The organism is Paenibacillus sp. MAEPY2 (assembly GCF_000499205.1).
Classification (GTDB): domain Bacteria; phylum Bacillota; class Bacilli; order Paenibacillales; family Paenibacillaceae; genus Paenibacillus; species Paenibacillus vandeheii.
Genome location: NZ_AWUK01000007.1, coordinates 143,224 through 168,233, shown reverse-complemented (window position 1 = coordinate 168,233; position 25,010 = coordinate 143,224). Strand labels below are relative to the sequence as shown.

General features: G+C 45.9%; 23 protein-coding genes and 1 tRNA gene. 3 read left to right on the top strand and 21 right to left on the bottom strand.

Annotated features, from left to right (window positions below; genetic code table 11):
• Positions 1 to 215: 215 nt before the first annotated feature.
• The 4 genes from P364_RS0105550 to nrdR all read right to left on the bottom strand — a co-directional run bounded on the left by P364_RS0105550 (position 216) and on the right by nrdR (position 2,638).
• Positions 216 to 737: a MarR family winged helix-turn-helix transcriptional regulator gene (locus P364_RS0105550; protein WP_024629156.1), complete on the bottom strand. Its 522-nt coding sequence runs from the start codon at positions 735 to 737 to the stop codon at positions 216 to 218.
• Positions 738 to 793: 56 nt separating this feature from the next.
• The gene (locus P364_RS0105545; RefSeq protein ID WP_024629155.1) at positions 794 to 1,603 is read right to left on the bottom strand and encodes an alpha/beta hydrolase; all 810 of its coding nucleotides are present in this window, start codon (positions 1,601 to 1,603) and stop codon (positions 794 to 796) included.
• A 310-nt stretch (positions 1,604 to 1,913) separates the two neighbouring features.
• Positions 1,914 to 1,986: transfer RNA gene (locus P364_RS0105540), tRNA-Ala, on the bottom strand.
• A gap of 184 nt (positions 1,987 to 2,170) precedes the next feature.
• Positions 2,171 to 2,638, bottom strand: coding sequence for a transcriptional regulator NrdR (gene nrdR, locus P364_RS0105535; RefSeq protein ID WP_024629154.1), 468 nt, complete (start codon positions 2,636 to 2,638; stop codon positions 2,171 to 2,173).
• 113 nt (positions 2,639 to 2,751) lie between these two features.
• Here nrdR and P364_RS0105530 point away from each other — a divergent pair, with 113 nt between their 5' ends.
• Positions 2,752 to 2,973, top strand: a complete 222-nt coding sequence (locus P364_RS0105530; RefSeq protein ID WP_017689472.1) for an alpha/beta-type small acid-soluble spore protein — start codon at positions 2,752 to 2,754, stop codon at positions 2,971 to 2,973.
• 106 nt (positions 2,974 to 3,079) lie between these two features.
• Here the strand turns inward: P364_RS0105530 and P364_RS0105525 are convergent, their stop codons facing one another.
• The 11 genes from P364_RS0105525 to P364_RS0105470 form a co-directional block, all read right to left on the bottom strand.
• A complete protein-coding gene (locus P364_RS0105525) occupies positions 3,080 to 3,643 on the bottom strand; it encodes a lytic transglycosylase domain-containing protein (protein WP_024629153.1) in 564 nt (187 codons plus the stop codon).
• Positions 3,640 to 4,236: a dephospho-CoA kinase gene (gene coaE / locus P364_RS0105520; RefSeq protein ID WP_024629152.1), complete on the bottom strand. Its 597-nt coding sequence runs from the start codon at positions 4,234 to 4,236 to the stop codon at positions 3,640 to 3,642. The genes P364_RS0105525 and coaE overlap by 4 nt, the downstream gene beginning before the upstream one ends.
• A 9-nt stretch (positions 4,237 to 4,245) precedes the next feature.
• Positions 4,246 to 5,025, bottom strand: coding sequence for a manganese efflux pump (locus P364_RS0105515; RefSeq protein ID WP_024629151.1), 780 nt, complete (start codon positions 5,023 to 5,025; stop codon positions 4,246 to 4,248).
• A 154-nt stretch (positions 5,026 to 5,179) separates the two neighbouring features.
• Positions 5,180 to 6,010 carry a DNA-formamidopyrimidine glycosylase gene (mutM, locus tag P364_RS0105510; RefSeq protein ID WP_024629150.1) on the bottom strand — a complete coding sequence of 277 codons (831 nt, stop codon included), beginning with the start codon at positions 6,008 to 6,010 and terminating at the stop codon, positions 5,180 to 5,182.
• Between the two features lie 116 nt (positions 6,011 to 6,126).
• Positions 6,127 to 8,781 carry a DNA polymerase I gene (polA, locus tag P364_RS0105505; protein ID WP_024629149.1) on the bottom strand — a complete coding sequence of 885 codons (2,655 nt, stop codon included), beginning with the start codon at positions 8,779 to 8,781 and terminating at the stop codon, positions 6,127 to 6,129.
• Between the two features lie 215 nt (positions 8,782 to 8,996).
• The gene (gene phoU / locus P364_RS0105500) at positions 8,997 to 9,656 is read right to left on the bottom strand and encodes a phosphate signaling complex protein PhoU (protein ID WP_024629148.1); all 660 of its coding nucleotides are present in this window, start codon (positions 9,654 to 9,656) and stop codon (positions 8,997 to 8,999) included.
• A 63-nt stretch (positions 9,657 to 9,719) separates the two neighbouring features.
• Positions 9,720 to 10,475 (bottom strand): phosphate ABC transporter ATP-binding protein PstB, encoded by a 756-nt coding sequence (gene pstB, locus P364_RS0105495; protein ID WP_024629147.1) that lies wholly within the window; start codon positions 10,473 to 10,475, stop codon positions 9,720 to 9,722.
• A gap of 217 nt (positions 10,476 to 10,692) precedes the next feature.
• Positions 10,693 to 11,886 carry a methyl-accepting chemotaxis protein gene (locus tag P364_RS35125; RefSeq protein WP_024629146.1) on the bottom strand — a complete coding sequence of 398 codons (1,194 nt, stop codon included), beginning with the start codon at positions 11,884 to 11,886 and terminating at the stop codon, positions 10,693 to 10,695.
• Positions 11,887 to 12,038: 152 nt separating this feature from the next.
• Positions 12,039 to 12,767, bottom strand: coding sequence for a response regulator transcription factor (locus P364_RS0105485; RefSeq protein WP_024629145.1), 729 nt, complete (start codon positions 12,765 to 12,767; stop codon positions 12,039 to 12,041).
• Positions 12,768 to 12,884: 117 nt separating this feature from the next.
• Positions 12,885 to 14,714, bottom strand: a complete 1,830-nt coding sequence (pnpS, locus tag P364_RS0105480; protein WP_024629144.1) for a two-component system histidine kinase PnpS — start codon at positions 14,712 to 14,714, stop codon at positions 12,885 to 12,887.
• 402 nt (positions 14,715 to 15,116) lie between these two features.
• Positions 15,117 to 15,986: an SDR family oxidoreductase gene (locus P364_RS0105470; RefSeq protein ID WP_024629143.1), complete on the bottom strand. Its 870-nt coding sequence runs from the start codon at positions 15,984 to 15,986 to the stop codon at positions 15,117 to 15,119.
• 418 nt (positions 15,987 to 16,404) lie between these two features.
• On the opposite strand from P364_RS0105470, the gene P364_RS0105465 reads away from it, so the two are divergent.
• Positions 16,405 to 17,964 (top strand): histidine kinase N-terminal 7TM domain-containing diguanylate cyclase, encoded by a 1,560-nt coding sequence (locus P364_RS0105465; RefSeq protein ID WP_024629142.1) that lies wholly within the window; start codon positions 16,405 to 16,407, stop codon positions 17,962 to 17,964.
• Between the two features lie 237 nt (positions 17,965 to 18,201).
• Here the strand turns inward: P364_RS0105465 and P364_RS0105460 are convergent, their stop codons facing one another.
• From P364_RS0105460 to citZ, 4 genes are all read right to left on the bottom strand, one after another.
• On the bottom strand, positions 18,202 to 18,627 hold the full coding sequence (locus tag P364_RS0105460; protein WP_024629141.1) for a hypothetical protein: 426 nt from the start codon (positions 18,625 to 18,627) through the stop codon (positions 18,202 to 18,204).
• A 139-nt stretch (positions 18,628 to 18,766) separates the two neighbouring features.
• Positions 18,767 to 19,708 (bottom strand): malate dehydrogenase, encoded by a 942-nt coding sequence (gene mdh, locus P364_RS0105455; protein WP_024629140.1) that lies wholly within the window; start codon positions 19,706 to 19,708, stop codon positions 18,767 to 18,769.
• A 15-nt stretch (positions 19,709 to 19,723) separates the two neighbouring features.
• Positions 19,724 to 21,016: an NADP-dependent isocitrate dehydrogenase gene (icd, locus tag P364_RS0105450; RefSeq protein WP_024629139.1), complete on the bottom strand. Its 1,293-nt coding sequence runs from the start codon at positions 21,014 to 21,016 to the stop codon at positions 19,724 to 19,726.
• 152 nt (positions 21,017 to 21,168) lie between these two features.
• Complete coding sequence (citZ, locus tag P364_RS0105445; RefSeq protein WP_024629138.1) at positions 21,169 to 22,281, bottom strand: citrate synthase; 1,113 nt, start codon at positions 22,279 to 22,281, stop codon at positions 21,169 to 21,171.
• A 478-nt stretch (positions 22,282 to 22,759) separates the two neighbouring features.
• On the opposite strand from citZ, the gene ytvI reads away from it, so the two are divergent.
• Positions 22,760 to 23,878: a sporulation integral membrane protein YtvI gene (gene ytvI / locus P364_RS0105440; protein WP_024629137.1), complete on the top strand. Its 1,119-nt coding sequence runs from the start codon at positions 22,760 to 22,762 to the stop codon at positions 23,876 to 23,878.
• A 121-nt stretch (positions 23,879 to 23,999) separates the two neighbouring features.
• Here ytvI and P364_RS0105435 read toward each other — a convergent pair whose 3' ends face one another.
• Positions 24,000 to 24,401, bottom strand: a complete 402-nt coding sequence (locus P364_RS0105435) for an FxsA family protein (protein ID WP_024629136.1) — start codon at positions 24,399 to 24,401, stop codon at positions 24,000 to 24,002.
• Positions 24,402 to 24,408: 7 nt separating this feature from the next.
• Positions 24,409 to 24,915 carry an acyl-CoA thioesterase gene (locus P364_RS0105430; protein WP_024629135.1) on the bottom strand — a complete coding sequence of 169 codons (507 nt, stop codon included), beginning with the start codon at positions 24,913 to 24,915 and terminating at the stop codon, positions 24,409 to 24,411.
• Between the last annotated feature and the right edge of the window lie 95 nt (positions 24,916 to 25,010).

The following is a 25,010-nucleotide window of genomic DNA, read 5'->3' as shown; positions in this document are numbered from 1 at the left end:
TAGCATTGCTGATTCATCCGGAGTACATTCTTCCCAAAGTAAAAGTTTCAGAATGGATAAAAAATAAACGACCGTTCCCCAGTATACTACTGGGAAACCGTCGCAGCTTCAATGTTGTCTGATAGTCCTGTCTACATGACAGGACTATGACCATCAAAAGTATTCACTTAACCTAGTAATGACTTATTCAACTTTCCTTATATGATGCGCTCTTCTTAATCACGATTCGCATCAATTTTGATGAGCTTTCGCGGTTCCTGTTCTTTTTCACCATACCAGAGTAATACATCGGCAAATAAATCCATAATACGTATAAAGCTTTTCTTGTCAGCCTCTGAAATCGTATCAGCATACTGAAAAATATCATCAAAGCACAGCTCACGAACAAATTCAGTATATTGGGCATACGCCTCGCGTCCATTGGCCGAAGGTTTGACATAAATGTCTTTGCGATTTCCACTTAAATGGTATTTTTCGAGTAATCCTTTTTCCGTTAGAACCTTCACATTTTTGGAAAACGTGCTGCGGCTCACGCCAAGTCGTGCTGCCATTTCCGACATTTTTTCTTCCTTGTCCTCCGCTTCCAGAATGTACTCCAGCGTCTGAATCTGCGAAGCGGAGAACGTCATATTCGTACCATAACTTCGCTGCAGCTTATAGGTGTTTGAATATGCATTACCATACTTGATGATCTTCTCAATAAGTTCCCGATGGTCGCCCATCCAGTCTAATTTCATGAATAATCCCTTTCACCTTCAAAGTGTCTCTATCTCTCTTTTCCAATGTACTGAATTTAGATATGTTTTTCAATCCATGTGATCGCTTCCTCAATGACTTCATCCCGATTAGGTTCATTAAATATTTCATGCATGAGATGTGCATATATTTTCAGCGTTTTATCGGTTGAGGCAATATCACCGTAAAAGTCGCGCGAATCCTGTTCGCTCACCAGCCCGTCGTTTGCTCCATGCAGAACAAGTACAGGATCAACAAACTGCTTCGCATGTGTTTTTAACCAGGCCACTCCATTCCCCAGACTATTAAACAAATCCACGGAAATCTGTTTTTCTACGAGCGGATCATTCACGTAAGCGGATACCACCTCTGGATCACTGCATACGCCGCTACCAAGCTCATTGGGAAAATACGTGCCCGGGGGAAGATCAAGTGGTAATTCTCCAGCAACCTTCGTATTGTAACGAGTTAACGCTCCGGATAGAACAATCCCTTTTACTTTGCCTGGATATTTCGTTCCAAATGAAGAGGTTGCGAAGCCACCCATACTATGCCCAATGACAAAAAGCGGAATATCCCCGCTCTCTTGCAAGGCTGCTTCAACAACCACATTTACATCATCAATGATCTGATGAAAATCACTGTAGAACGTACGCTTCCCTTCTGATCTTGCATGACCACGATGGTCAAAACGATATACGTTAAAACCACGTTTGTTTAGTTTATCTGTCAAATAATCATAGCGTCCGGCATGCTCACACAAGCCATGAACAATGACCACGCCTGCCATGGCACCGCTTACAATATTTTTGCTGAAATAAAGCTGAGTTCCGTCAAAAGATTCAATTGTTGTCTCCAAATGACTCATCATTCATTCCATCCCTTCATTGTGCTCAAGCATTAACCAAGTATCTAACGGTCTTGAGCCATTTTTTAGATATCCACTATTCATAGAGATTCCAACTAAAATAATTTTCTTTACGAATAATATTGTTTCTTATAGAAACAATATAACATCAGTGTTATGCGCTGTCCAGATTAATACGACAAGATCGTGAATAAAATGCCGTATCCGGCCAATTAGAACGTAAGCTGCAGGCTTTTTCCGATGAAATGACCGTGCACAGAAAAAAGCCTTTAAACACACAGAAATCTTTGTGTTTAAAGGCTTTTAATTATGGAGCCTAGGGGGATCGAACCCCTGACCTCATCGCTGCCAGCGATGCGCTCTCCCAGCTGAGCTAAGGCCCCAAAATATGAATGTAAACGGTTGTCTATCTCTGCTTCATTCCGCAGGCGACTCCTATATCATATAAAATACAGCTTTGGCTGTCAACAACTTTTTGTTGAATTTAAAGTGATTGGAGAAGAACATCCTTTTTACTGGAACACACGTTACGGTAACCCCAGATTGCTCTTCTCCCTTACCGCTTCATTAATCCTCGATGTCTTCTTTGGACAACAAAGATTTTAATTCTTTCATGAACATATTGATGTCTTTGAATTGGCGATACACCGAAGCAAAACGTACATAGGCTACTTCGTCAACGGGAAACAGCTGTTCCATCAGTAGCTCACCAATCTGGCGGCTCTCCACTTCAGCGTCAGCTGTATTTCGCAGGGCCTTTTCTGTCTCGGAAACCATCATCTCCAGCGTTTCTACCGAGACCGGACGTTTCTCACAAGCCCGAATTAGGCCACGTAGAATCTTGTCCCGGCTAAATTCCTCGCGACTACCATCTTTCTTGATGACGATCAGCGGCGTTTCTTCCACCATTTCAAAAGTTGTAAATCGACGGCTACATTGCTCACACTCACGACGACGACGAATCGATTTCGATTCATTGGCCGGCCTTGAATCAAGCACCTTGGTGCCCAGATAGGCGCAATAAGGACATTTCAATTCAGATCACTTCCCATGTTTTACTTTTACCACAAATTCCCTGTAATCATTAGTTATGAAAATCGTATTGACGACACATAATACTTTTACCAACCGCGAGGAGGTGAACAGCAATGGCACAAAGCAATGGTAACTCCAACAACCTGGTGGTAACTAAAGCTTCCGCAGCTCTCGAGCAAATGAAATATGAAGTTGCTCAAGAACTTGGAATCAGCATTCCACAAGACGGATACCAAGGTAACATGACTTCTTACGAGAACGGTTCGATCGGTGGATACATCACGAAGCGTCTGGTAACAATTGCAGAACAGCAATTGGCAGGTCAATACCAATAATATCTGCATCGTAATACGGTAATACAGAGGAGCATGGAGCGGCCGGTGAATAACCGGTCTGCTCGGTGCTTCTACTTATTTCAGACCATGTCCAAAATGTCTTCTCTTAGAACGTATTATAGATCTTTACATATTGATTATAATAATAAATGACGCGTTGTACATAGTGCCGGGTCTCACCAAACGGAATATCCTTGACAGTCTCAAACGAGCCGTCCCATACACCATCCCTCAGCCATGAGTTTACTTTGCCCGGACCAGCATTGTACGCAGCAATCATAGCCGTTTCATTCCCGTCAAATTGATCTGACAGATTGCGTAGATACCAGGTACCCAACTGGATATTTCTTTCAGGCTCGTGCTTTAATTCTTCCAATGAGGTGCCCGGAATTTTGGCTTGCTCCATAATCCAGTTCGCGGTGTCGGGCATAAGCTGCATCAGCCCAATAGCCCCTCTCCTGGATTCTTTGCTTGTCTTAAAATTGGTTTCCACCTTGATGATGGAGGCTATAAGAAACGGATCGACCTCATAACTCTGAGACTGTGCACGAATCTCTTCCTTATAATGAATCGGATAGAACCATGACATCCAGTTCGTATTCAGGAACAGCACCAATACAAAAGACACAAACATCAACAACAATACTCGTTTTTTACGCAGCAATTTCATAATAGACCTTTACGATGCAAAAATGAAATAATTTGCTGCTCCGTCTCTGACCACAAGCCGCTGTTATCAATAACCACATCAGCACGCTGCTTCTTATCTTCAATGTCCATTTGCACGTCAATACGGGCATCTGCTTGTTCTACTGTCATTGCGTCTCGGCTCATCAGTCGTTCCCGCTGCACGGACCTAGGGACATATACAACCATCACTTCTTCAAAGCCTTCTTCCAGCCCTGACTCGTACAATAACGGAATATCCGATACGACAAGCTTGTCCGGATGTTCAAGCTCGTATATCGCAGCACGTTCGCGCATCTCCTTACGGATTGCAGGATGTGTAATAGCCTCCAGCGCTTTGCGTTCCTCTGGATCCTGAAACACAATACTGCCCAGCTTTTTCCGATCCAGTGTTCCGTCCTCATTCAATATGGCTTGTCCGAACCGCTGAACGGCCGCAGCCAGAACGGGATGCCCGGGCATCATGACTTCCCGGGCAATAACATCTGCATCAATGAGCAACGCTCCCTTACTGGCGAGAAAGGCGGAAACACTACTTTTGCCTGTCGCGATCCCGCCGGTTAAGCCAATATTCATTATTTCACCTCACAACAACTTCATTATTCCCATAATCATTAATAAAAGAGCAGGTAGCACGGATAATCTTCGCATCCAACTCAGTGCAGCAAAGCGCAACCCAACCCTCATGCCCATTGACAGAAATACCCCGCTAAACAACGCAATAACTAGTGCAGTCCACAAGGTCGGGAATCCCAATAATGCGGCCCCCAATCCTGCGCCGAAAGCATCCAGAGAAAGAGCAATTCCAAGCCACATCGCTTCTTGAACAGATATACTTCCCGAATTGTCCATATCTGCCTTTGAGGGGCTACGCAGAATCTGAATGACTACCCCCAGCTTCCGCAGCTCAAGTGTAAAGACCATTCGTTCCAGAGATCCTCCAGAAGCCGATTGCTCAAGCTCAAGCGCGAGCACCTGATTTCTGCCTTTCGACTGAGCTTCTTGTGAGGATTGCGCACCACTTCGAATTGTTCCTGCTCCTGCTCCTGCTCCCTCACCCACTCCGTTGTCCGTTTCCAGCTGTTCCTTGCCTCGTTTTCGAATCAGTTGCAGCAACGACCATGCGCCAATACCAATCAGAATAACCGCTCCAACAATCGAAGCCGCATCCGGAGATACCACATGGGACAGAAGTACACCTACTTGCATGGATAGCCCAATAACCAGACCCGAACAGATGGAAATGACGACAATGGATAACAGCGGAATTTTAGTCCTCCGCAGTCCATATGTAATCCCGACTCCAAAACCATCTAAACTAAGCGCCAAAGCAAGCGCCAGTAATGAAATAAAATGATGCAGCACCCCGGATTCCTCCCCTGTGCGGAACTCGTTCCAACCGGCGGCTGCCAGTATGGGTATACGCCCGCTTATTTCTGCCATATCAGTATATGGAGGGAGGAGTCCAAGGGTGCTACAATTTAACGATTTCGTTCATGCTGCCAAACCCATCACCGATTTAGAGCAGCGGCTGACACTTCGGACAATAATGCGTGCCCCTGCCGCCTACTACACTCTTCTCGATTAATGTGCCACAAGTTGCACAAGGTTCAGATTTGCGTCCATATATTTTCAACTGATGTTGGAACATTCCCATCTCGCCCTGTCCATTCACATAGGACTTAATGGAGGACCCACCTGCATCCACCGCATCCTGCAGCGTAGCTACGATCGCTTCATGCAGTACGGATAACTGCGCTTCTGTCAATGTCTTGGCAATAGTCTCTGGATGAATGCCTGCGCGGAACAAAGCCTCGTCCACATAGATATTCCCGATGCCGACCACATATGCCTGATTTAACAACACGGCCTTAATTTTGGTTGTCCGTTTGCCAACAGCATCACGGAATGCAGCCACAGTAAACGCGGGATCAAGCGGCTCTAGCCCCAATTTCAACAAAGGTTTGGATACCAATTCTTCCCCTGCATTGAAGAGATGCATTGTACCGAATTGACGCACATCCTTATACCGTAGTTCTGTTCCATCGGTAAAGTGGAAGATGACATGGGTATGCTTCTCCACGTCCTCATGCTGTTGGTATACCCCGTACCTTCCTTCCATCCGCAGATGGGAGACGAGCACCAGCCCGTCCAGCAAAATACGCAAAAACTTGCCTCTGCGCTCCACACCGATCACGGTATGTCCCGCAAGTTCCATTGCAAATGCATCTATGTCGTCCGGCCGCTGGATAATCCGCGGCAAGCTAACGGTAACTGAGTCAATGGTCTTGCCAACAATAAGTTGATTCAATGTTCTTCTGACTGTTTCGACTTCCGGTAATTCCGGCATGATGTTCTCACCTCCCCTATATTATAACGGAAGATGGCGCTCAGCGGGACCCCTTCTTATATCGAAAACAGTTGAAAAACAGATTGTAAAATAACGGAAAACCCGCTGAGGATCCATTATTTAGCCTCGTACCAGTTTTCCCCGTAGCTGACTTCCGCTTTCAGCGGCACAGACAGCTCCAATGCTTTTTCCATCACTGAAGGAACCAATTCTTTCATCAGTTCCAGCTCATCCGCAGGCACTTCGAATACAAGCTCATCGTGCACCTGAAGCAGCATACGGCTCTTCAGCTTGCGTTCACGCAGTGCTTCATCCATCTGTACCATGGCAAGCTTGATGATATCTGCCGCAGTTCCCTGAATCGGCGTATTCATCGCTGTCCGTTCCGCAAAGGAACGCAGGTTAAAGTTGCTTGCATTGATTTCTGGCAGATAACGACGACGTTCCAGCAGCGTTTTGACATAACCATCCTGACGCGCTTCCTTCACAATATCATCCATATATCGGCGCACACCCTGGAACACTTCAAAGTATTGATCAATGAACTGTGCCGCCTCCTTACGCGTGATGTGCAGGTTCTGCGAAAGGCCGTAATCACTGATGCCGTATACAATCCCGAAGTTAACCGCCTTTGCAGAACGACGCATGTCTCCATCCACATCTTCAGCCTTCACGCCAAACACATCGGAGGCAGTCTTCGTATGGATATCCATGTCTTGGACAAAAGCTTCCTTCAGCCGCTCATCATCTGAAATATGAGCGAGTACGCGTAGTTCAATCTGCGAATAGTCTGCTGCCAGGATAGACCAGCCCGGTTCAGAAGGAACAAACACCTTCCTGATTTTACGTCCTTCCTCCATGCGAATCGGAATGTTCTGCAAGTTCGGGAACTGGCTGCTCAGACGTCCGGTAGCTGCAATCGTCTGACGGTAAAACGTATGCACCTTGCCATCCTTATCTGAAATCTCTTTAAGCAGTCCTTCTACATATGTGGATTGCAGCTTGGCAAGTTGACGATATTGCAGAATGTGCTTGACCACATCGTTATAAGGAGCCAGCTTCTCCAATACTTCGGCGTCTGTAGAGTATCCTGTCTTTGTTTTCTTCACCACAGGCAGACCGAGTTTATCGAATAAAATCTCACCCAATTGCTTCGGTGAATTCAGATTGAATTCCGTACCGGAAAGCTTGTAGATTTCCGCCATCAACCTGCTGATATTTTCTTCGAACTCACTGCCCAAAGCCTGCAAATCTGCCGTATTAGCCTTAATGCCCTGTTTCTCCATATCAGCAAGAATGCGTGACAAAGGCATCTCCAGTTCATGGAAGAGTGCGTTCATCTCATTGCTCTCCAGCGCCTGCTCCTGGAGCGGAATAATCGCTGCTACCGCCGCAGCTTTGCGACACAGAAAATCTCCGAGTATATCTGTCTCAGGCACCCTGTATTTTGCACCTTTGCCCATAACCGTATCATCCTCAACAAGCGAAGGCAGACCATACTTCGTAGTCAGGCCGCTAATTGTCTGATTCGATTCGGTTGGATCAAGCAAATAGGCAGCCAACTGCACATCAAAGGACGCTCCTGCAAAATCAATCCCATGCGCATGCAGCGCCAGGTCAACACGATGCAGGTCATAACCTCGCTTGGGTTGTTCTGCATTACCGAGCCATTCTCGTACTGGAGCTGCTGCTTCAGACTGAAGCAGCTCGGGAGACAGGAATGTATAGGCTCCAGCTGAACCTACAGCAAGTCCAATCAGTTTTGCCTGATGCGGGTTATCGCCATGTGTCTCCACATGCAGCACATCAATGGATCCGAGTGAGCCGAACAGATCACTAATCGTTTCTTCTGTTGCAATGGACGATTCCACCGCAGCAGCTGGTACGGCTTCCTGTTCAGAAGCTACACTTCCACGGAAAGACAGACGTTCAAGCAAAGACTTGAATTCGAGCTTGGCCAAAGCCGGGCCTGCCAGTTCCTCTTTTAATCCGGCGAACTGCATATCTTCCCACGTTTGCTCCAATGGAACTTCACGGTGAATCGTGGCAAGCTGCTTGCTCATACGGGCATCTTCGGCATGTGCCTCAATCTTTTCTTTCATTTTACCCTTCAGCTCACCTGTGCCGTTAAGAACTTCCTCGACCGAGCCGAACTGGTGCAGCAGCTTCAAAGCCGTCTTCTCTCCGACACCAGGAATGCCTGGGATATTGTCAGACGTATCGCCCATCAGGCCTTTGAGATCAATAATTTGAAGCGGAGTCAGACCATAGCGCTCCTTAATCTGAGCAGGATCGTACAGCTCAATCTCGGTGACCCCTTTACGCGTAAGCCCGATATGCACATGTTCAGACGCGAGCTGCAACATATCTTTGTCACCCGACACAACGAGAACCTGTCTTCCCGCTTCATCTGCCCGTTTTGTTAATGTTCCGATAATGTCATCGGCTTCAAATCCTGCAAGCTCAAACTGGGCAATACCAAAGCCTTGAAGCAGCTCTTTCAGGAGTGGAAATTGCTCTGACAACTCCGGTGGTGTTTTCTCCCGGCCACCCTTATATTCCTGGTAACCTTCATGTCGGAACGTGACTTTACCTGCATCAAAAGCCACCATCACATGTGTCGGTTTATGTTCTTCCAGTAACCGCAGTAACATCGTGGTAAAACCGTATACCGCATTGGTGTGCAAACCTTTCGAGTTAGTTAGCGGCGGCATTGCAAAAAACGCCCTGTAAATAATGCTATTACCATCTATGAGAATAAACTTGTCCATTCCAGCACCTCGCGTATCGTATCGTCAATCCTTCAATTACATCTACTCTCATGATACCATACACACCAGTTACAACAAAAAAATCAGCCGATTTTTATGTCATCATCTGACCTGCAGAAAAAAGGAACCCCCTCCACAGACAGCCTGTATACAGGCCACCCAAGAGAAAGTCCCTTTATTCCGTGCGAATTACCTAATTTCACTAATACAGTTACCTATTGATTCAAATCAGGGCGTTTTCCTGTTACCAGATACACCGTGCTCTCACCAATGTTTGTTGCGTGGTCACCAATCCGTTCGATGTAACGCCCTACCATCATCAAGAGCATCGCTTGGGAAGCCTTGTTCGGATGGTCTGACATGAACGAGTAAAGGTCACTGATCATATGACTGTACAATTGATCAACCTGATCGTCAGTTTGAGCCATTTTGTAAGCCAGATCCGTATTTTCTTTCAGGAAGGATTCAATAGATTCATCAACCATGGCTTTTACGATTTCCGCCATTCTTGGAATATCCACTAGCGGTTTAATCAACTCCTGCCCATCCATGCGAAGGGTCACTTTCGCTACATCGAGTGCAAGGTCACCCATACGCTCCAGGTCACTTGAGATTTTGAATGCAACAATAATACGTCGCAGATCCTTCGCTACCGGCTGTTGTGTAATGATGAGTTTGGAACCCAGTTCCATAATCTTGTCTTCCAGGGCATTCAGATTCGCATCGTTCTTGATGATGACCTGAGCTTTCTCGGCATCCATCGTCTGCAAACTTTCAATGGCACCATCCAGCGCCGTTCCTACATGCTCACCCATTTGCCGAAGCAGTGTGCGCAGTTCCTCAAGCTCTTGATCAAATTCTTTTCTGCGAATCATAGATTCCATGTCCTCCTTATCCATCATCTCCGGACACACCGGGATCGTTCGAACTCAGCTTGCTTAGCCGAACCGTCCGGATATATAATCCTCGGTTCTGGAATCCTGCGGTGTGGAGAACAATGTTTCTGTTTCAGCCGCCTCCACCACTTCCCCGTTCAGGAAAAATACAGTACGACCCGATACCCGCGCAGCCTGATGCATGTTATGGGTTACCATTACAATTGTGTATTTGTGGTGCAATTCCTTCACCAGTTCCTCGATTTTGAGTGTCGAGATCGGATCAAGTGCAGACGTTGCTTCATCCATCAACAGGACGTCAGGCTGGACAGCCAGGGCACGTGCAATACAGAGCCGCTGCTGTTGTCCGCCAGAAAGACTGAGTGCCGATTTTTTGAGCACATCCTTTACTTCGTCCCACAGTGCAGAATGGACCAGACTCTGCTCAACCAAACGATCCAGTTCCGCTTTTTGTGTCACCCCATGAAGTCGCGGCCCATAGGCCACGTTATCGTAGATGGATTTTGGAAAAGGGTTAGGCTGCTGAAACACCATTCCGACCCGCTTGCGCAGCGTCTCAACTTCAATCTCATTGCCATAAATGTCGGAACCGTCCAGCATAACTTGTCCTTCCACACGTACGCCTGGAATCATGTCATTCATCCGATTCAAAGTACGAAGCAAGGTGGATTTGCCGCAACCCGATGGACCGATAAACGCGGTAACCGTCTTCTCCGGCAGGTCCATTGATATATTTTTAAGCGCGTGATGCGTATCATAGTATAAATTAAGTCCTTCAATGTGAATGAGGTCTTTCATGGATGTTCACTTCTCCTTCGCGGCAGGGACAACCAGATTCCCTTACGTAAACCGATGCCAATAATTGAACTTGGCTCCGGCCATCTATAATATCCTACCCTCTCATTGTAAAAACAGTATCACTTTCATGTTAACGGAATGTAAAAAGAGACATCTTTCACACTCATGACCCCCTTATCTGATCATTGCGTATGAACGATGCCTATCCTACCTTCATTTAATCATCCGCCTGGACCATATCTTCCAGTCTCTCCCGAATATGCTCTGCCAATTCCCCAGCCGTCTTGCCTTCCATGGCAATATTTTCTGCAATATGAGACATGCCTGCTACAGCGGTGTTCAGCTGTTTGAATGCAGCCCCTCCATCGTTTACATGAACGGAGCTGCTGTTAATCTCTGCCGCGCTTGCTCTCACCAGTTCTACAGTCTGTCTGGTTAGCCCGCCGATATCCTCCAGCAAAGAAGACATATTTCCCGCAACCTCACGGGTTTGCTTGGCAAGTGCGCGAATCTCCCCAGCGACGACCTGAAACCCCCGTCCGTACTCCCCAGCATGTGCTGCTTCAATGGAAGCATTCATGGCAAGCAGCCCACTCTGGTCTGCTAATGAACGAATGGAACTTGCCATTCCGGAACCCATATCGATGGAACGCAGCATGTCATCAGCGTGCTTCTGCTGACCATCAATATGCTGATATACACGGTTATATGAAGCATCGACCTGACTAAGACTGCTGGCACCCTGCTGGGACAACTGCATGATCTGTTCTGCTTCTTCCCCCGCTTTTCGAGCCGCTTGAACCAGTCTGGTAACGGAATCGTTGATTCTTGTTATTTCCTGTCTGCTCTGTGTAATAATATGTACACGTTCTTCCGAGGCCACATGCTGCAGCTTACGGGAAAGGGACATGACATCCCTCATCGTCAGCACACCCAGCAATTGGTCTTCTTCCGTAACGATCAAACAATCATAGAAATTTTGCTCGCTGCGGGTCAAAGCAATGTCAATTATCGCGGTGGCTTCTGCATGCACATCGACAATGACAGGAGAAGAGTTCGCTGCATTCACAACCGGCTTCCGGTAGAAAAGATCTGCCGCAAAGCGTCCATTCAGCATCCGGTATAATGTCTCTCGCATCAACAATCCTAATGGCTTCATTTGATCATCACATAATACAATACAAGGGTACTCCAGGTCCTGATTCAACAGGCTTGCCGCTTCCCCACAGGTCGTATGAACGCCAACTACCGGAACTTGGCGGCAATAGTCCCGTAATGAAATGACAATGTCTTTGGTATCCATAACTCCATCTTCATCTTTTTGTTCAATAATGTGCGTTATGGCTTGTTCTTGTTGCGAATATAACATTTCTTTGGGCTGGTCGGGCTTCACTTCGAGCAACATGGGCATAAATGCGCAATCTCCTTTACGTATGAGCTCCGTCCTGAGATGGAATATATAGGTACAAAGTATCACTCAGACAGCTTCATCCTACTCCCTATACGTAAAGGAAAATAATTCTTTATGTTAACGGAATGTAAAATAAAACTCCCCAATCATTGTTAACTCGAATGATGGGGAGTTTTTCTTTTTACAACCAATTTATAACCTACACCGCGAATCGAATCAATGTGAACCGACTCCGGGTCCAGCTCCAGCTTTTTCCGTAATGAACTGACGTGAACGTCCACCGTACGCTGTCCTCCGATATAATCGAAGCCCCAGACGGCATTCATCAGATCATCCCGTGTAAGCACAACACCTGGTTTCTTTGCCAGATAAAGCAGAACCTCGAACTCCTTGGGACGCAGACTGATGGATTGTCCACCCAGCGTAACCTCGTACTTCAAAGGATAAATCTCAAGCTCTCCCAGAATAATGCGTGAACCGTCTTTATCCTCTGGTTGAGGCAAATCCTCACCATTCGAATAACGTCTTAACACCGCATCTACTCGAGCTAGCAATTCGGATACGCCAAAAGGCTTGGTAATATAATCATCGGCACCTGATTTTAAGCCTTGCACCACTTCGGCTTCACCGTTCTTGGCTGTGAGAATAATGACCGGTGTACTGACACCCTGAATTCGTAGCTTGTTCAGGATATCCAGACCATTCATTCCAGGAAGCATCAGATCCAGCAGAATCAGATCAAAATCCTGGGACAAGGCCCGATCATAACCTGAAGATCCGTGATCCTCAGCAATAACATCATAGCCCTCTTGTGTCAGGTTGTACGTAAGCAATCTTGATAATGTTGGTTCATCTTCAATAACGAGCAAACGCTGCGCCATGGTACCCCTTCTCTCCTTGTAGGTTGTCTGTTGCCACAACACTTTCTTTATCATAGCACCTAATTGTTAACTGTGTGTAAAACAGTATATTCCTTTTTACATTCCGCCCCCAACCGGCTATATTTCTTCATCCTGAATTAATGGAAGGATAACACGAAACGTCGTTCCCATGCCAAGTTCACTCTCTACAGCCAGTTGGCCATGATGTAATTCAACCAGATGCTTCACAATCGAAAGTCCAAGTCCAGTTCCTCCCGAATTACGGGATCTGCCCTTGTCCACCCGATAGAAGCGTTCAAAAATCCGTGGCAAATCTTTTTTCGGGATACCGATTCCTGTGTCAGACACTGCAAAGACAACTTGTTCTTCGTCCTCCTTATGTTCAACCGACACTTGCAATTTTACCCTTCCACCCTCTGGTGTATAGTTAATGCCGTTGGATAACAAATTAATAAAGATCTGCTTCATTTTATCCTCATCAGCTTCAATATACAATTCTTCAGGAACATTCATCTCCAGACGAATATCTTTCTTCTCCGCCACCTTAGACAGGGTACCCAGGACCATCTCGAAGAACGAATGCACATGCACAGGCGAACACTGCAGCGGAGCCCGTTTGGATTCAATTTTGGATAATTCCAGTATATCACCGATTAATCGGTTCAGTCTGTCACCTTCATCATATATGATCTGCAGGAATGAACGTTCCGTCTCTTTGTCCTGTACCCCGCCGCTAAGAAGCGTTTCGGCAAAACCTTTGACCGCAGCCACAGGAGTCTTGAGTTCATGAGATACGTTCGCTACAAACTCACTGCGCATCGATTCAAGCCTGCGGATCGCCGTTACATCCTGCAGGAGGAAGAGCATCCCCCGATAAGCACCATCATCTTCAGACATCGGTACCCCATCAATGCGAATCAATTTTTCAACCGGATTGAACACACTCACTTCTTCATGCATCGGTTCTCGCAGTGCAACACTCTCTTCAACGGTTCGCGTCAGCTCATAATGCCGCTTTAATTCAACATATGGCTTGCCAGTAACGCGCTCTGCCTGAATGCCAAGCATACGCTCCGCTTCCCGATTGACCAGGGCAATGGATTGACCTGCATCAATCATGATAATGCCCCCTGTCATGTTGGCAAGGACACTTTCCAGCAGCGCTTCATTATCCCTGATTGTCTTCAACTGCATCTGAAGGCTGTCTGCCATTCCATTAATGGCAAGCCCCAGTTGACCAATCTCATCATTGCGGGTTACATTCACCCTCGCATCATAGTCCAGCTTGGTAATTCGATGAGCCACCTTCGTAATATGCTCAATCGGTGATGTCAGCCCACGCGCAACCCGGTAACTGACCAGAGCCACAATCAGAAACAGAAGTCCCAGGGTGAAAAACATTAAAATCCAGCCCTGCTGAAGTCCTTGATCTACAGCTTCAAGACTCATGGATAAACGAATATATCCGTCAAATTTCCCGCTGGGTAACTCAATCATGTCACTTTGATCTGAATTCACAGGAAGCGCCACATACAGCATATCCTGCCCCAATGTTTCGCTGTAACGAATCGATTGACCATAGCTTTGCCCAACCGCTTCTTTAATCTCCTGACGGTCCAAGTGGTTGTCCATGGACTTCGGATCGCTCTCCGAGTCGCCAATGACCGTTCCGTCTTTATTAATAAAGGTTACCCGTGAATCCGTCAGTCGATCCAGTTCCACAGCACGCTCTGAGTAATATTTCTGTGTCTCTGCATTTGTCGGATCGGTTGCATCATGGAACGGGAACGTTGCTTTCAGCAAATTGATCTCACGCACCATCGTTTTCTCCAGTGCAGTGATGTGAGTAGTTTTAAAAACTCTGCCCATCGTATAACCAGCCACAATGACGGAAATACCGATCAGCACCATCATGATGATGGCAAGGCGAATTCGGAAAGGTCTCATCTATCTCTTCCTTTGTTGTAAAATTAATAATTAACATATCCTAACGCTTCGTGTTTCATTTTGGACGAGATGCCAACCATCGCACAGTTCACCCCATATATAGTGTGCCGCATTTGTTTGCTAATCTTCATATGAGCGCCTCCGAAGCTTACTTGTTCGGTCTATATCATATCACAGATAGCATGAAGATCCTGCCATTTTTGATAAGGAGCTAATCGGCGAGTTGTTATAGGGCTATCTCCACGCATGACTATAGATAAAATATCATGGTTGCATCAACGCCGATACCGACTTTTGTAAATATGATCAAAATCATCTCATTCCAATATATGCGCATAAAAAAGACGTACCGACCAGTCTTCCTGGACGATACGCCTTCATTTCGAACATTTCGTTGATCGATTATCCATTCACCACTTCGCCGCCATTGACGTGCATAACCTGACCGCTCACGTAGGAAGAATCATCAGAAGCGAGATACACGTAAGCTGGAGCCAGTTCATCCGGTTGTCCGGGACGTTTCATTGGTTGAGTAGCACCGAATTCGCTCACCTTTTTCTCATCAAAAGTGGATGGAATGAGCGGGGTCCAAATAGGTCCTGGAGCAACTGCATTCACACGGATTCCCTTCTCCACAACGTTCATCGACAAGGAGCGCGTAAATGATGTGATTGCTCCTTTGGTAGATGAGTAATCAATCAACGTCGGATTTCCGCGATATGCGGTAATAGAAGTCGTATTAATGATGGTGCTGCCTTTTTTGAGATGTGGCAGGGCAGCTTGTGTAATGTAAAACATACCGAAGATATTGGTACGGAACGTGCGCTCCAACTGTTCTGGTGTAATATCCTCCAACTGCTGCTGTGGATGCTGCTCGGCTGCATTATTCACCACAATATCCAGCTTGCCCAGTTGATCCACCGTCTGCTGCACTGTGCTCTTGGCAAAAGTATTGTCACCAATGTCCCCGGCAATGAGTATACATTTGCGTCCTTCCTGTTCGACCTGACGCTTTGTTTCCTCAGCATCCTCATGCTCACTCAGGTACACGATCGCTACATCCGCGCCTTCCTTCGCATATGTAACGGCAACAGCACGTCCAATTCCACTGTCTCCACCCGTGATCAATGCAACCTTATCCAACAGCTTTCCGGCTGCTTTATATTGAGGTTTCTCAAACTCTGGTTTGGGGTGCATCTCCGATTCGATACCGGGGCGCTGATCCTGATGTTGAGCAGGCATCGTCTTTTGGTTTTGTGTTTCGGTTGACATCTGGTATTTCTCCTTTCAAAATGGATTGTCTGATCTAGTCTTATTCTGTAGGATGGCATGAACAGTACAGATTATTCCTTCTTCCAACGGTTCATCCTCCAAAGTCGTTGTATTTCTTCTTCGATATTTACTTACCACACCCTTTTGGAGGTCAAACAGAAAAATCCCATGATGATCTGATCGCTTATTTCATCCTCTTGCAGACATCCTGCCATTGAGGAAAGCCGTAATGATTGACCCTATCTTGCCAAACATTCGAAATTTTTTCGAAATTGAGACTGTTTCAGCATCCAAATTGGTTTCCTATGCCGTATAGGCTGATGTACAATGTACAGTATACAGATAAGCTTTCAACTACATTTATCAAGGTTAAATCCCCACGGAGCAAACATTCTGATCTAATATGGAGACCTAACCCATGGAATCGCACATTAATTCTTATATAACACTTGTAGCAACATCAGCAGTGCTGAATGTTTTTCTGTGTTTATATACTTATGTTAGAAGGGCAGAGATCCCGAGTTCGAAAATATTCATACTCTATACAGCAGCTCTGTCTGTGTACACCTTCGGATACGCGATTGAACTCACCAGCAATACTCTGGAGCAGATGAAGTTCTGGACGATCGTAGAGTATATCGGTATGCCTTTCTCCGCCTCACTTGGGCTGCAGCTCATGATACAATACACAGGTAGAACGGTATCCAAAAAAGGGACTACGGCGCTGTTTGTAATTCCTTCCATTACCTTGTTCATGGTGGCAACCAATGATTATCATCATTTATTCTATAAAAAAGTGTGGCTAAGAGAAGACAGCTCTGTCCCCCTAATGGAAATTGCCATAGGTCAATGGTACGTAGTCCATGGTGCATTTACCTTTTCATGTCTATTATGCGCCTGCCTTATTCTCATCAGACAATGGAGACATACCAAAAAGATCTACCGTCGTCAGCTACTCACCCTAATCACCTCACAAGTTATTCCCATGGTAGCGGCCTTCGTATATTTGCTTGGTTTGACACCAGGTGGAATGGACCCCGTTCCGGTTCTCATGTGCATAACATCCGCAATGTATATATGGGCTATTCTATCCTCCCGTCTTCTAACCATCGTACCTATTGCCAAGGATAGTATCTTTGAAAGCATGCGTGAAGGTGTTATCGTGCTGGATAGCTCCAATCGTCTCGTCGATTACAACAAATCTCTACGTGATATGCTGCCTGAGCTTGATTTGAGTATGGTGGGACAATATTTGAACGATATTTGGCTATCTCTTGCAGGAGAGACTTTTCCGGTGGAATATGGGCGGGAAGGCCTACAAACCGATTTGTACTGGCAGTTAAATGGAGAGACCGTCTGTTACCAGGTCAGAACATCATATGTGTATAACAAAGAGGGACAAGCCGTTGGTACTCTGATTATGCTGATTGATATTACAGAACAGCGTTTCCTGCAAGAACAGCTGAAGCAGCTGGCTTACTTCGATGGCCTCACCAAAATATATAACCGTACGCAGTTCCTGCTTCGAGGACGAGAGATACTGAGTGAAGCCCAGCTTAATCTGCGGCCTGCGGCCTTTATTTTATTTGACATTGATCATTTCAAACGAATTAATGACACCTATGGACATGACGTTGGCGATCAGGCCATCATTCACGTAGTCTCTGTATGTAATCGTTATCTGAACCCGGAGATGCTGTTTGCACGTTATGGAGGAGAAGAGTTTGTCATCGCTGTTCCCCATGCATCCCTTCAAGATGGTGAGCAGCTCGCTGAGAAGTTACGCGTGGCCTTGTTGAATGACCCGCTGGAGGTACAGGGAACTCGTATTCCACTGACTTCAAGCTTCGGGGTGGCCCAATATAATGGAGGGTCCGATTCTCTGGAATCCTTGCTGCGCGATGCCGATACGGCCCTGTATGAGTCGAAGCGTAACGGGCGAAATACCGTATTTGCCCACGCTGTGAGCCTGGGGTGAAAAATGTAGAACTTAACTGTGTCAGTCATATAAACTGTAGATTCAACACTATCACTTTGCTGGTTGTGAGACATTTCTCCAGCCGAGCGAACAAAAATAGACAGCCTCAGAGGCTGTCTATTTCAATAGGTTTCAATACCTTACTTTCTAATTCGGCTTGTCCAGCGTTATGAAGTGCAAACGCTTTAAGTCCAGCAAGAAGTTCAGCAAGCAATTAAAATTCGTTCGCAGCTGTTCTTAGATAACCTGATTGTTAACCATCAGATACACCATAATAAGCAGGAAGATGGCAAGTAATGTGCTGAACGTACGAATCTTGCTTTGCTCTGCACTAACGTCACGCTTGCTTTTCACAGCCTCTGCTGCCAAACGAAGCGGTTTGCCCATAATCCCACCAATTGCTGCAATCGCGAGCAGCAGCACGACAACTACGCCCATCCACAGATAGGAATACTCACCTTTGGTCATCAAGTAACCACCCGTAAGAAGTTGAATCACCAGTCCATACTGCGCAATACGATTCAATGAACGGAGTGATGCAAATGCCCCTTCCTGGGCCGCTGTACTCAGGGTACGGATTTTGCCAACCACGAAAGGCAAGACCAGATAGAATCCCATCGCCAGTGCTCCAATAATATGAAGCAAATACATAATCATTGTCAAAATGTCCATCCTCCTCAAAAATTTCAGTTCAGTGTGTTATACATCACATCTCATTATACTGGGGAACTTATCCAAAGAAAAGAAAACCTCCGGATAATCCGAAGGTTTTCTGTGTATTCCTGTCAAAAAGTATTCAAACTTACAGGTTTACTACTGAAATGACGTTACGAACGGAATCAGCAGATTTGTCGAGTCCCGCTTTTTCTTCAGCAGTCAGTTCCAGTTCAAAGATTTTTTCAATTCCGTTACCACCCAGAATGGTTGGCACGCCAAGGAACAAATCATTGTAGCCATATTCCCCTTCGAGGTAAGCAATAACCGGAATAATTCGTTTTTTGTCTTTCAAAATGGCTTCGGTCATTTGCACCAAAGAAGCTGCCGGTGCATAATATGCGCTGCCGTTTCCAAGCAGGTTTACGATCTCACCGCCGCCAACACGTGTGCGTTGTACGATGGATTCAATGCGATCTGCCGGGATGAGGGTGTCGATTGGAATACCACCAACGCTGGAATAACGAACGAGTGGTACCATATCGTCTCCGTGGCCGCCAAGAACGAATCCGCGGACATCTTCAACCGATACATTCAGCTCTTGTGCAATGAATGTGCAATAACGTGCAGTATCCAGAACACCGGACTGACCGATTACACGGTTTTTAGGGAAACCAAGCGTCTGATAAGCCGCATATGTCATTGCATCCACCGGGTTGCTTAGAATAATGACGATGGAATCAGGGCAATATTTTTTCACATTTTCACAAACAGACTTCACGATTCCTGCATTCGTGTTGACCAGATCATCACGGCTCATACCCGGTTTACGGGCAATACCTGCCGTAATAATAACAATCTCCGAACCTGCAGTATCCTCGTAGTTGGAAGTACCAACGATATTGCTGTCGAAGCCCTGAACAGGACTCGCTTCCATCATATCGAGCGCTTTACCCTTCGTCGGGTTTTCCAATTGAGGAATATCAACCAGAACAACATCCCCGAGTTCTTTTTGGGCAAGCATCAAAGCTGTTGTAGCTCCGGTAAATCCGGCGCCGACTACTGTGATTTTTTTGCGCTGAATAGTCACGATTCACATCTCCCCTTACAGGTTTTTAATGATTTGATCAGCAAATTCAGAACATTTCACTTCAGTAGCGCCGTCCATCAGACGTGCAAAGTCATAAGTAACTGTTTTGTTGTTGATGGATGTTTCCATACCTTTGTAGATCAGGTTAGCCGCTTCTTGCCATCCCAAGTGCTCAAGCAACATAACGCCGGACAGGATAACGGAACCTGGGTTCACGACATCTTTGTCAGCATACTTAGGTGCAGTACCGTGAGTAGCTTCGAAGATAGCATGTCCTGTTACATAGTTGATGTTCGCTCCTGGAGCGATACCAATTCCGCCAACTTGTGCAGCCAGTGCATCGGACAGATAGTCACCGTTCAGGTTCAACGTTGCGATAACATCGAATTCGCCTGGACGAGTCAATACTTGTTGCAGAGCGATATCGGCAATCGCATCTTTCACGATGATTTTGCCAGCATCTTCAGCTGCTTTTTGAGCAGCATTTGCTGCATCTGTGCCGTCTTTTTCCTTGATGACATCGTATTGTGCCCAAGTGAACACTTTGTCAGCGAACTCTTCTTCAGCAACTTCATAACCCCAGTTTTTGAAGGCACCTTCAGTAAATTTCATGATATTGCCTTTGTGTACCAATGTAACGCTCTTACGGTTGTGATCGATGGCATACTGCACTGCTGCACGTACCAAACGTTTGGAACCTTCAGAGGAAACTGGCTTGATACCAATACCGGAAGTTTCAGGGAAACGGATTTTGTTTGCACCCATCTCCTGCTGCAGGAACTGGATCACTTTTTTCACTTCTTCGGAACCTTCTGCATATTCAATACCAGCGTAGATATCTTCTGTATTTTCACGGAAAATGACCATGTCTACCAGTTCAGGACGTTTAACCGGAGAAGGTACACCATCGAAGTAACGGACAGGACGCAGGCATGTGTACAGATCCAGTTCTTGACGAAGTGCGACATTCAGGGAACGAATTCCGCCACCGATTGGCGTAGTCAGTGGTCCTTTGATTGCTACGATATACTCGCGAATGGCTTCAAGCGTATCGTTTGGCAGCCACTCCCCGTATGTATCGAATGCTTTCTCGCCAGCAAACACTTCATACCATGCGATCTTCTTGCTGCCGTCATATGCTTTTTCAACAGCTGCATCCAATACACGCTTGGAAGCTTTCCAGATGTCACGGCCTGTACCGTCACCTTCGATGAATGGAATGATTGGGTTATTAGGTACTTGCAGTGTACCGTTATCAATTTGAATTTTTTCGCCTTCAGTTGGATGAGCAAATTTTTCTAATTTCATTCGTATAATTCCTCCTTGAGATTCGTATGTGCAGTATGATAACACACCGCTTGTCTTAATTGGAGGAAGGGTTATGAACATGCGGCCCGTTTTTAGCCGACAGGTTTCAACCCTTCACCCCATCCTTGTTTATTATACTGGTTTTGACAGCATTAGCGAAGTTCAATCGAAACGTACTTCTGATCTGTTGGACCTGTGTACTCGGCACGCGGGCGAATAATACGGTTATCCGCGAGTTGCTCCAGAATATGAGCAGTCCAGCCTGATACCCTGCTAATCGCAAAGATCGGTGTAAACATTACCTCTTCAATACCCAGTTGGGTATATACGGAAGCTGAATAGAAATCTACATTTGGCTTCAAGCCTTTTTGTCCTGTCACCAGCTCTTCGATCTTCACTGACATATCATACAAGCGTGTATCGTTGTTCATTTCGCCCAGTTCTTTGGACATCTTTTGCAAATGTTTGGCACGTGGGTCTCCATTTTTGTATACACGGTGTCCGAATCCCATGATCTTCTCACGGTTGTTCAGTTTTTCCTGAATTGCCGCTTCGAGACGTTCAGGCGTACCAATCTCAATCAGCATTTTCATAACGGCTTCGTTAGCACCGCCATGCAATGGCCCCTTCAATGCACCAATCGCTGAAGTTACACCTGAATAGATGTCAGAAAGCGTAGCTACAGTTACACGCGCAGCAAATGTAGATGCATTCAATTCGTGATCAGCATGCAGAACAAGCGCCTGATCAAGAGCTTTAACAGCGGTCTCGGTCGGTTGTTCTCCAGTCATCATATATAAAAAGTTTTCTGCGATGGAAGCGCCTTCTTTTGGAGCCACAGGTTCCTTGCCCTGACGGATACGAGCTATGGCTGCCACAATAGTTGGCAATTGCGCTTGCAGCTTAACCGCTTTGTTCTCATTCGCTTCCGCTGTCATCTCGTCAGCCTGCTCATCATAGAGAGCCAATGCGGATACTGCGGAACGCAGTGCTGCCATGGTACTCATGTTTTTCGGATACAATTGGATTTGTGCAATCAACTCGCTCGGAATCGGCGCGTAATCGCTCAGGCTTTTGCGAAGGGATTTCAGTTCATCCGTAGTTGGCAATTTACCAAACCACAGCAAATAGGCAACTTCTTCAAAGCTTGCATGTTCAGCCAGATCGTCAATATCGTAACCACGGTATGTTAGCACACCGTCTACAATGGAGCTGATCGAAGAGGTTGTTGCAACGATGCCTTCCAGACCTTTGGTAGCTGTCATATTACATCTCTCCTTTAATAAACGAAATCAAGAACCCATCCAGAGTGTCATCTACGTGCCTCAAACGCACTCGTCCTTCTTTTGTAACCATTTACATTTTAAAATTAATAAATACCTCAATACCGGTTTTCATATCTGTCAATCGGTATTTCCTTCTCTCATCATACTGGATTTTGTCGTTTATGTGAACATGATGCGGGGTCATCCGCACATCAAACTTCTTTATCAGACCGATAAAGCATTTTTGAAAACCTTTACAAAAACAAGGTTGACATTTTATTCTTTTTATATAAATCCATGCTATTAATCAAGTTTCTATTGCTATATTTTGTGAACATCAGGCATACTCTAGGCAAAAGAAAAGATATAAACCGACGACATCCTGGCGTTTCAAGTCACTGGTTTTGCTCTATATTAACTAGATAGCTTCCTGTGCTTCCTTCATGGGTGCTTGAAATGGAATAAGGAGAGTTGATGCTTGGATAGAATCATAATGAAACGCCTGCTGCGCGGCATATGGGTGATTATCGCAACCATTCTCATTGCCGTGGCCATATATTTGCTGTTCCCGCTGTTATACCCTTTTGCCATTGCCTGGATTATTGCTTATGCGATGAACCCTTTGGTGAAGTTGCTTCAATACAAGGCCCGATTCCCTCGCTGGCTGGCAGTGACCTTGTCACTAATCATTTATTTCGGGGCCATTGTAGTCGTATTGTCCGCAGCTGTAACCCGTATGGTGAAAGAAGTCATTTCACTAACGACGAGCTTCGACCTTCATGTCGATGAGATTAAGGCTACGTTTGTCCGCTGGACCCAGAATGACACGATTCAGAGTTTAATTGGGCAAATCAATGAATTTTACAAGGAAAATCCCAACTATCAGGAGACCATTAACAGCAATATTAGCAAAACAACCGAAACGGTAGGTACAGCTGTAACGGATCTGGTCACCGGATTCTTCAACATGATCCTGAACCTGCTCACTTCCCTTCCCAATATGGGAGCAGTACTTATTGTTGTTCTATTGTCAGCTTTCTTTATCAGCAAAAGTTGGAACAGACATAGCATTACCGTATCGGGCTGGGTGCCCTCTTCCGTTCGCAAGCCGATTAGCGACATATGGAATGATCTGAAAAAAGCACTGTTTGGTTATGCACGGGCCCAGTTGATCATGATCTCCATCACCGCATTATTTGTCATGATCGGATTGCTTGTGCTACAGGTTAAGTCTGCCTTCACGATCGCTTTGCTTATCGGTCTGGTGGATCTGCTTCCTTATCTCGGTGTTGGCCTGGTGATGGTTCCCTGGGCGGCATATCTGCTTATGAATGGTGACTTGTATCTAGGGATAGGCATCAGCATTGTATATCTTATTGTGCTGATTGCCCGTCAAATCATTGAACCCAAAGTTCTTGCCAGCAGTGTCGGCCTGGACCCTCTCGCCACATTGGTTGGCATGTTTGTCGGACTGAAGCTGTTCGGTGTACTCGGTTTGATCATTGGCCCTGTCAGTCTTGTCATCCTTGATGCATTCAATCGAGCGAATGTATTCCGGGATCTCCGAACATACATTATTAATGGACGTGTCCGATGAATTTACGATTTCCATTTTTTTGTAATCCATCCGCATATAATCAAGATACAAAAAAGGCACCGCTCATCAGACTGAATCTGGTGGTAGGTGCCTTTCTTTAACTGTTTTTTTCTGGTATAGCCTATTGTTTCGGACCACGATAAAACTTAATACTTCCGTTTCTCATTTTTTTCTCCAACCATCCCAGGAAGAACAGACGATACACTGAACGTGTTATGGGAAACAACAGCGTAAATCCGATCAGATCTGTAATAAATCCGGGAATCAGCAGCAGGAAACCACCGACAAATATAAAAAGGCCATCTACCATTTTTCGTCCGGGCACCTTACCGCGCTCCATCTCGGATTTGGCATCGATAAGTACTTTTCGTCCTTCAAACTGCAACATTGCTATACCGATCAAGGACGTGAGAATCATGAGAAGCAATGTCTTTCCGGCTCCAATCCAGTCACTCATAAGAATGAAACCAAACAGTTCAATCACCGGAATGATTAATAGCAAGGCCCACATCCATCTTCGCATTTACGTATTACCCCTTTCCTGAAAGCCACACTTTCTCAAGTGCGCTGTAGAGCTCAGAAGCTGCCTTATCCAGCCGGACTGGCTTCCAGTCCCAATTGACCCATACATGCTGGGTAGAGCCTGTAACCAATCGTTCACCAGGAAGGGACTCATCCGATGACCATACTCGTTGCCCAATGCCTATCTGCTCATTAAGGTCTGCAGTTATGCGCCTTATGTCATACTCATAGTTCAGTCGCAGACCGCTAAATGCAGCAATACGGGTGAAAATGATGATTTCATCATCATACCGGGCAGGTTTATGATATTTCACATCCAGTCCGGTTACCGGAAGCAGTAACCCCTGTTCCTCCATTTTACGATATGTATACCCCATTTGGCGAATCATCTCGGTTCGACCGATTTCAAACCAATTCAAATAATTGGCGTGATAGACCACACCCATCTGATCACTTTCTTGATAACGCACGCGAAGGCGTGCCGTGTACCAATCGCCATTGCTTTGTTGTTGCATGTTATCGGCCTCCTTCGATATACCAATCCTTACGTATTCAGCGGCAATAAAGTGTCATAAAGATGGAAAAAAAGCAACGGGACGCAAACGCCCCA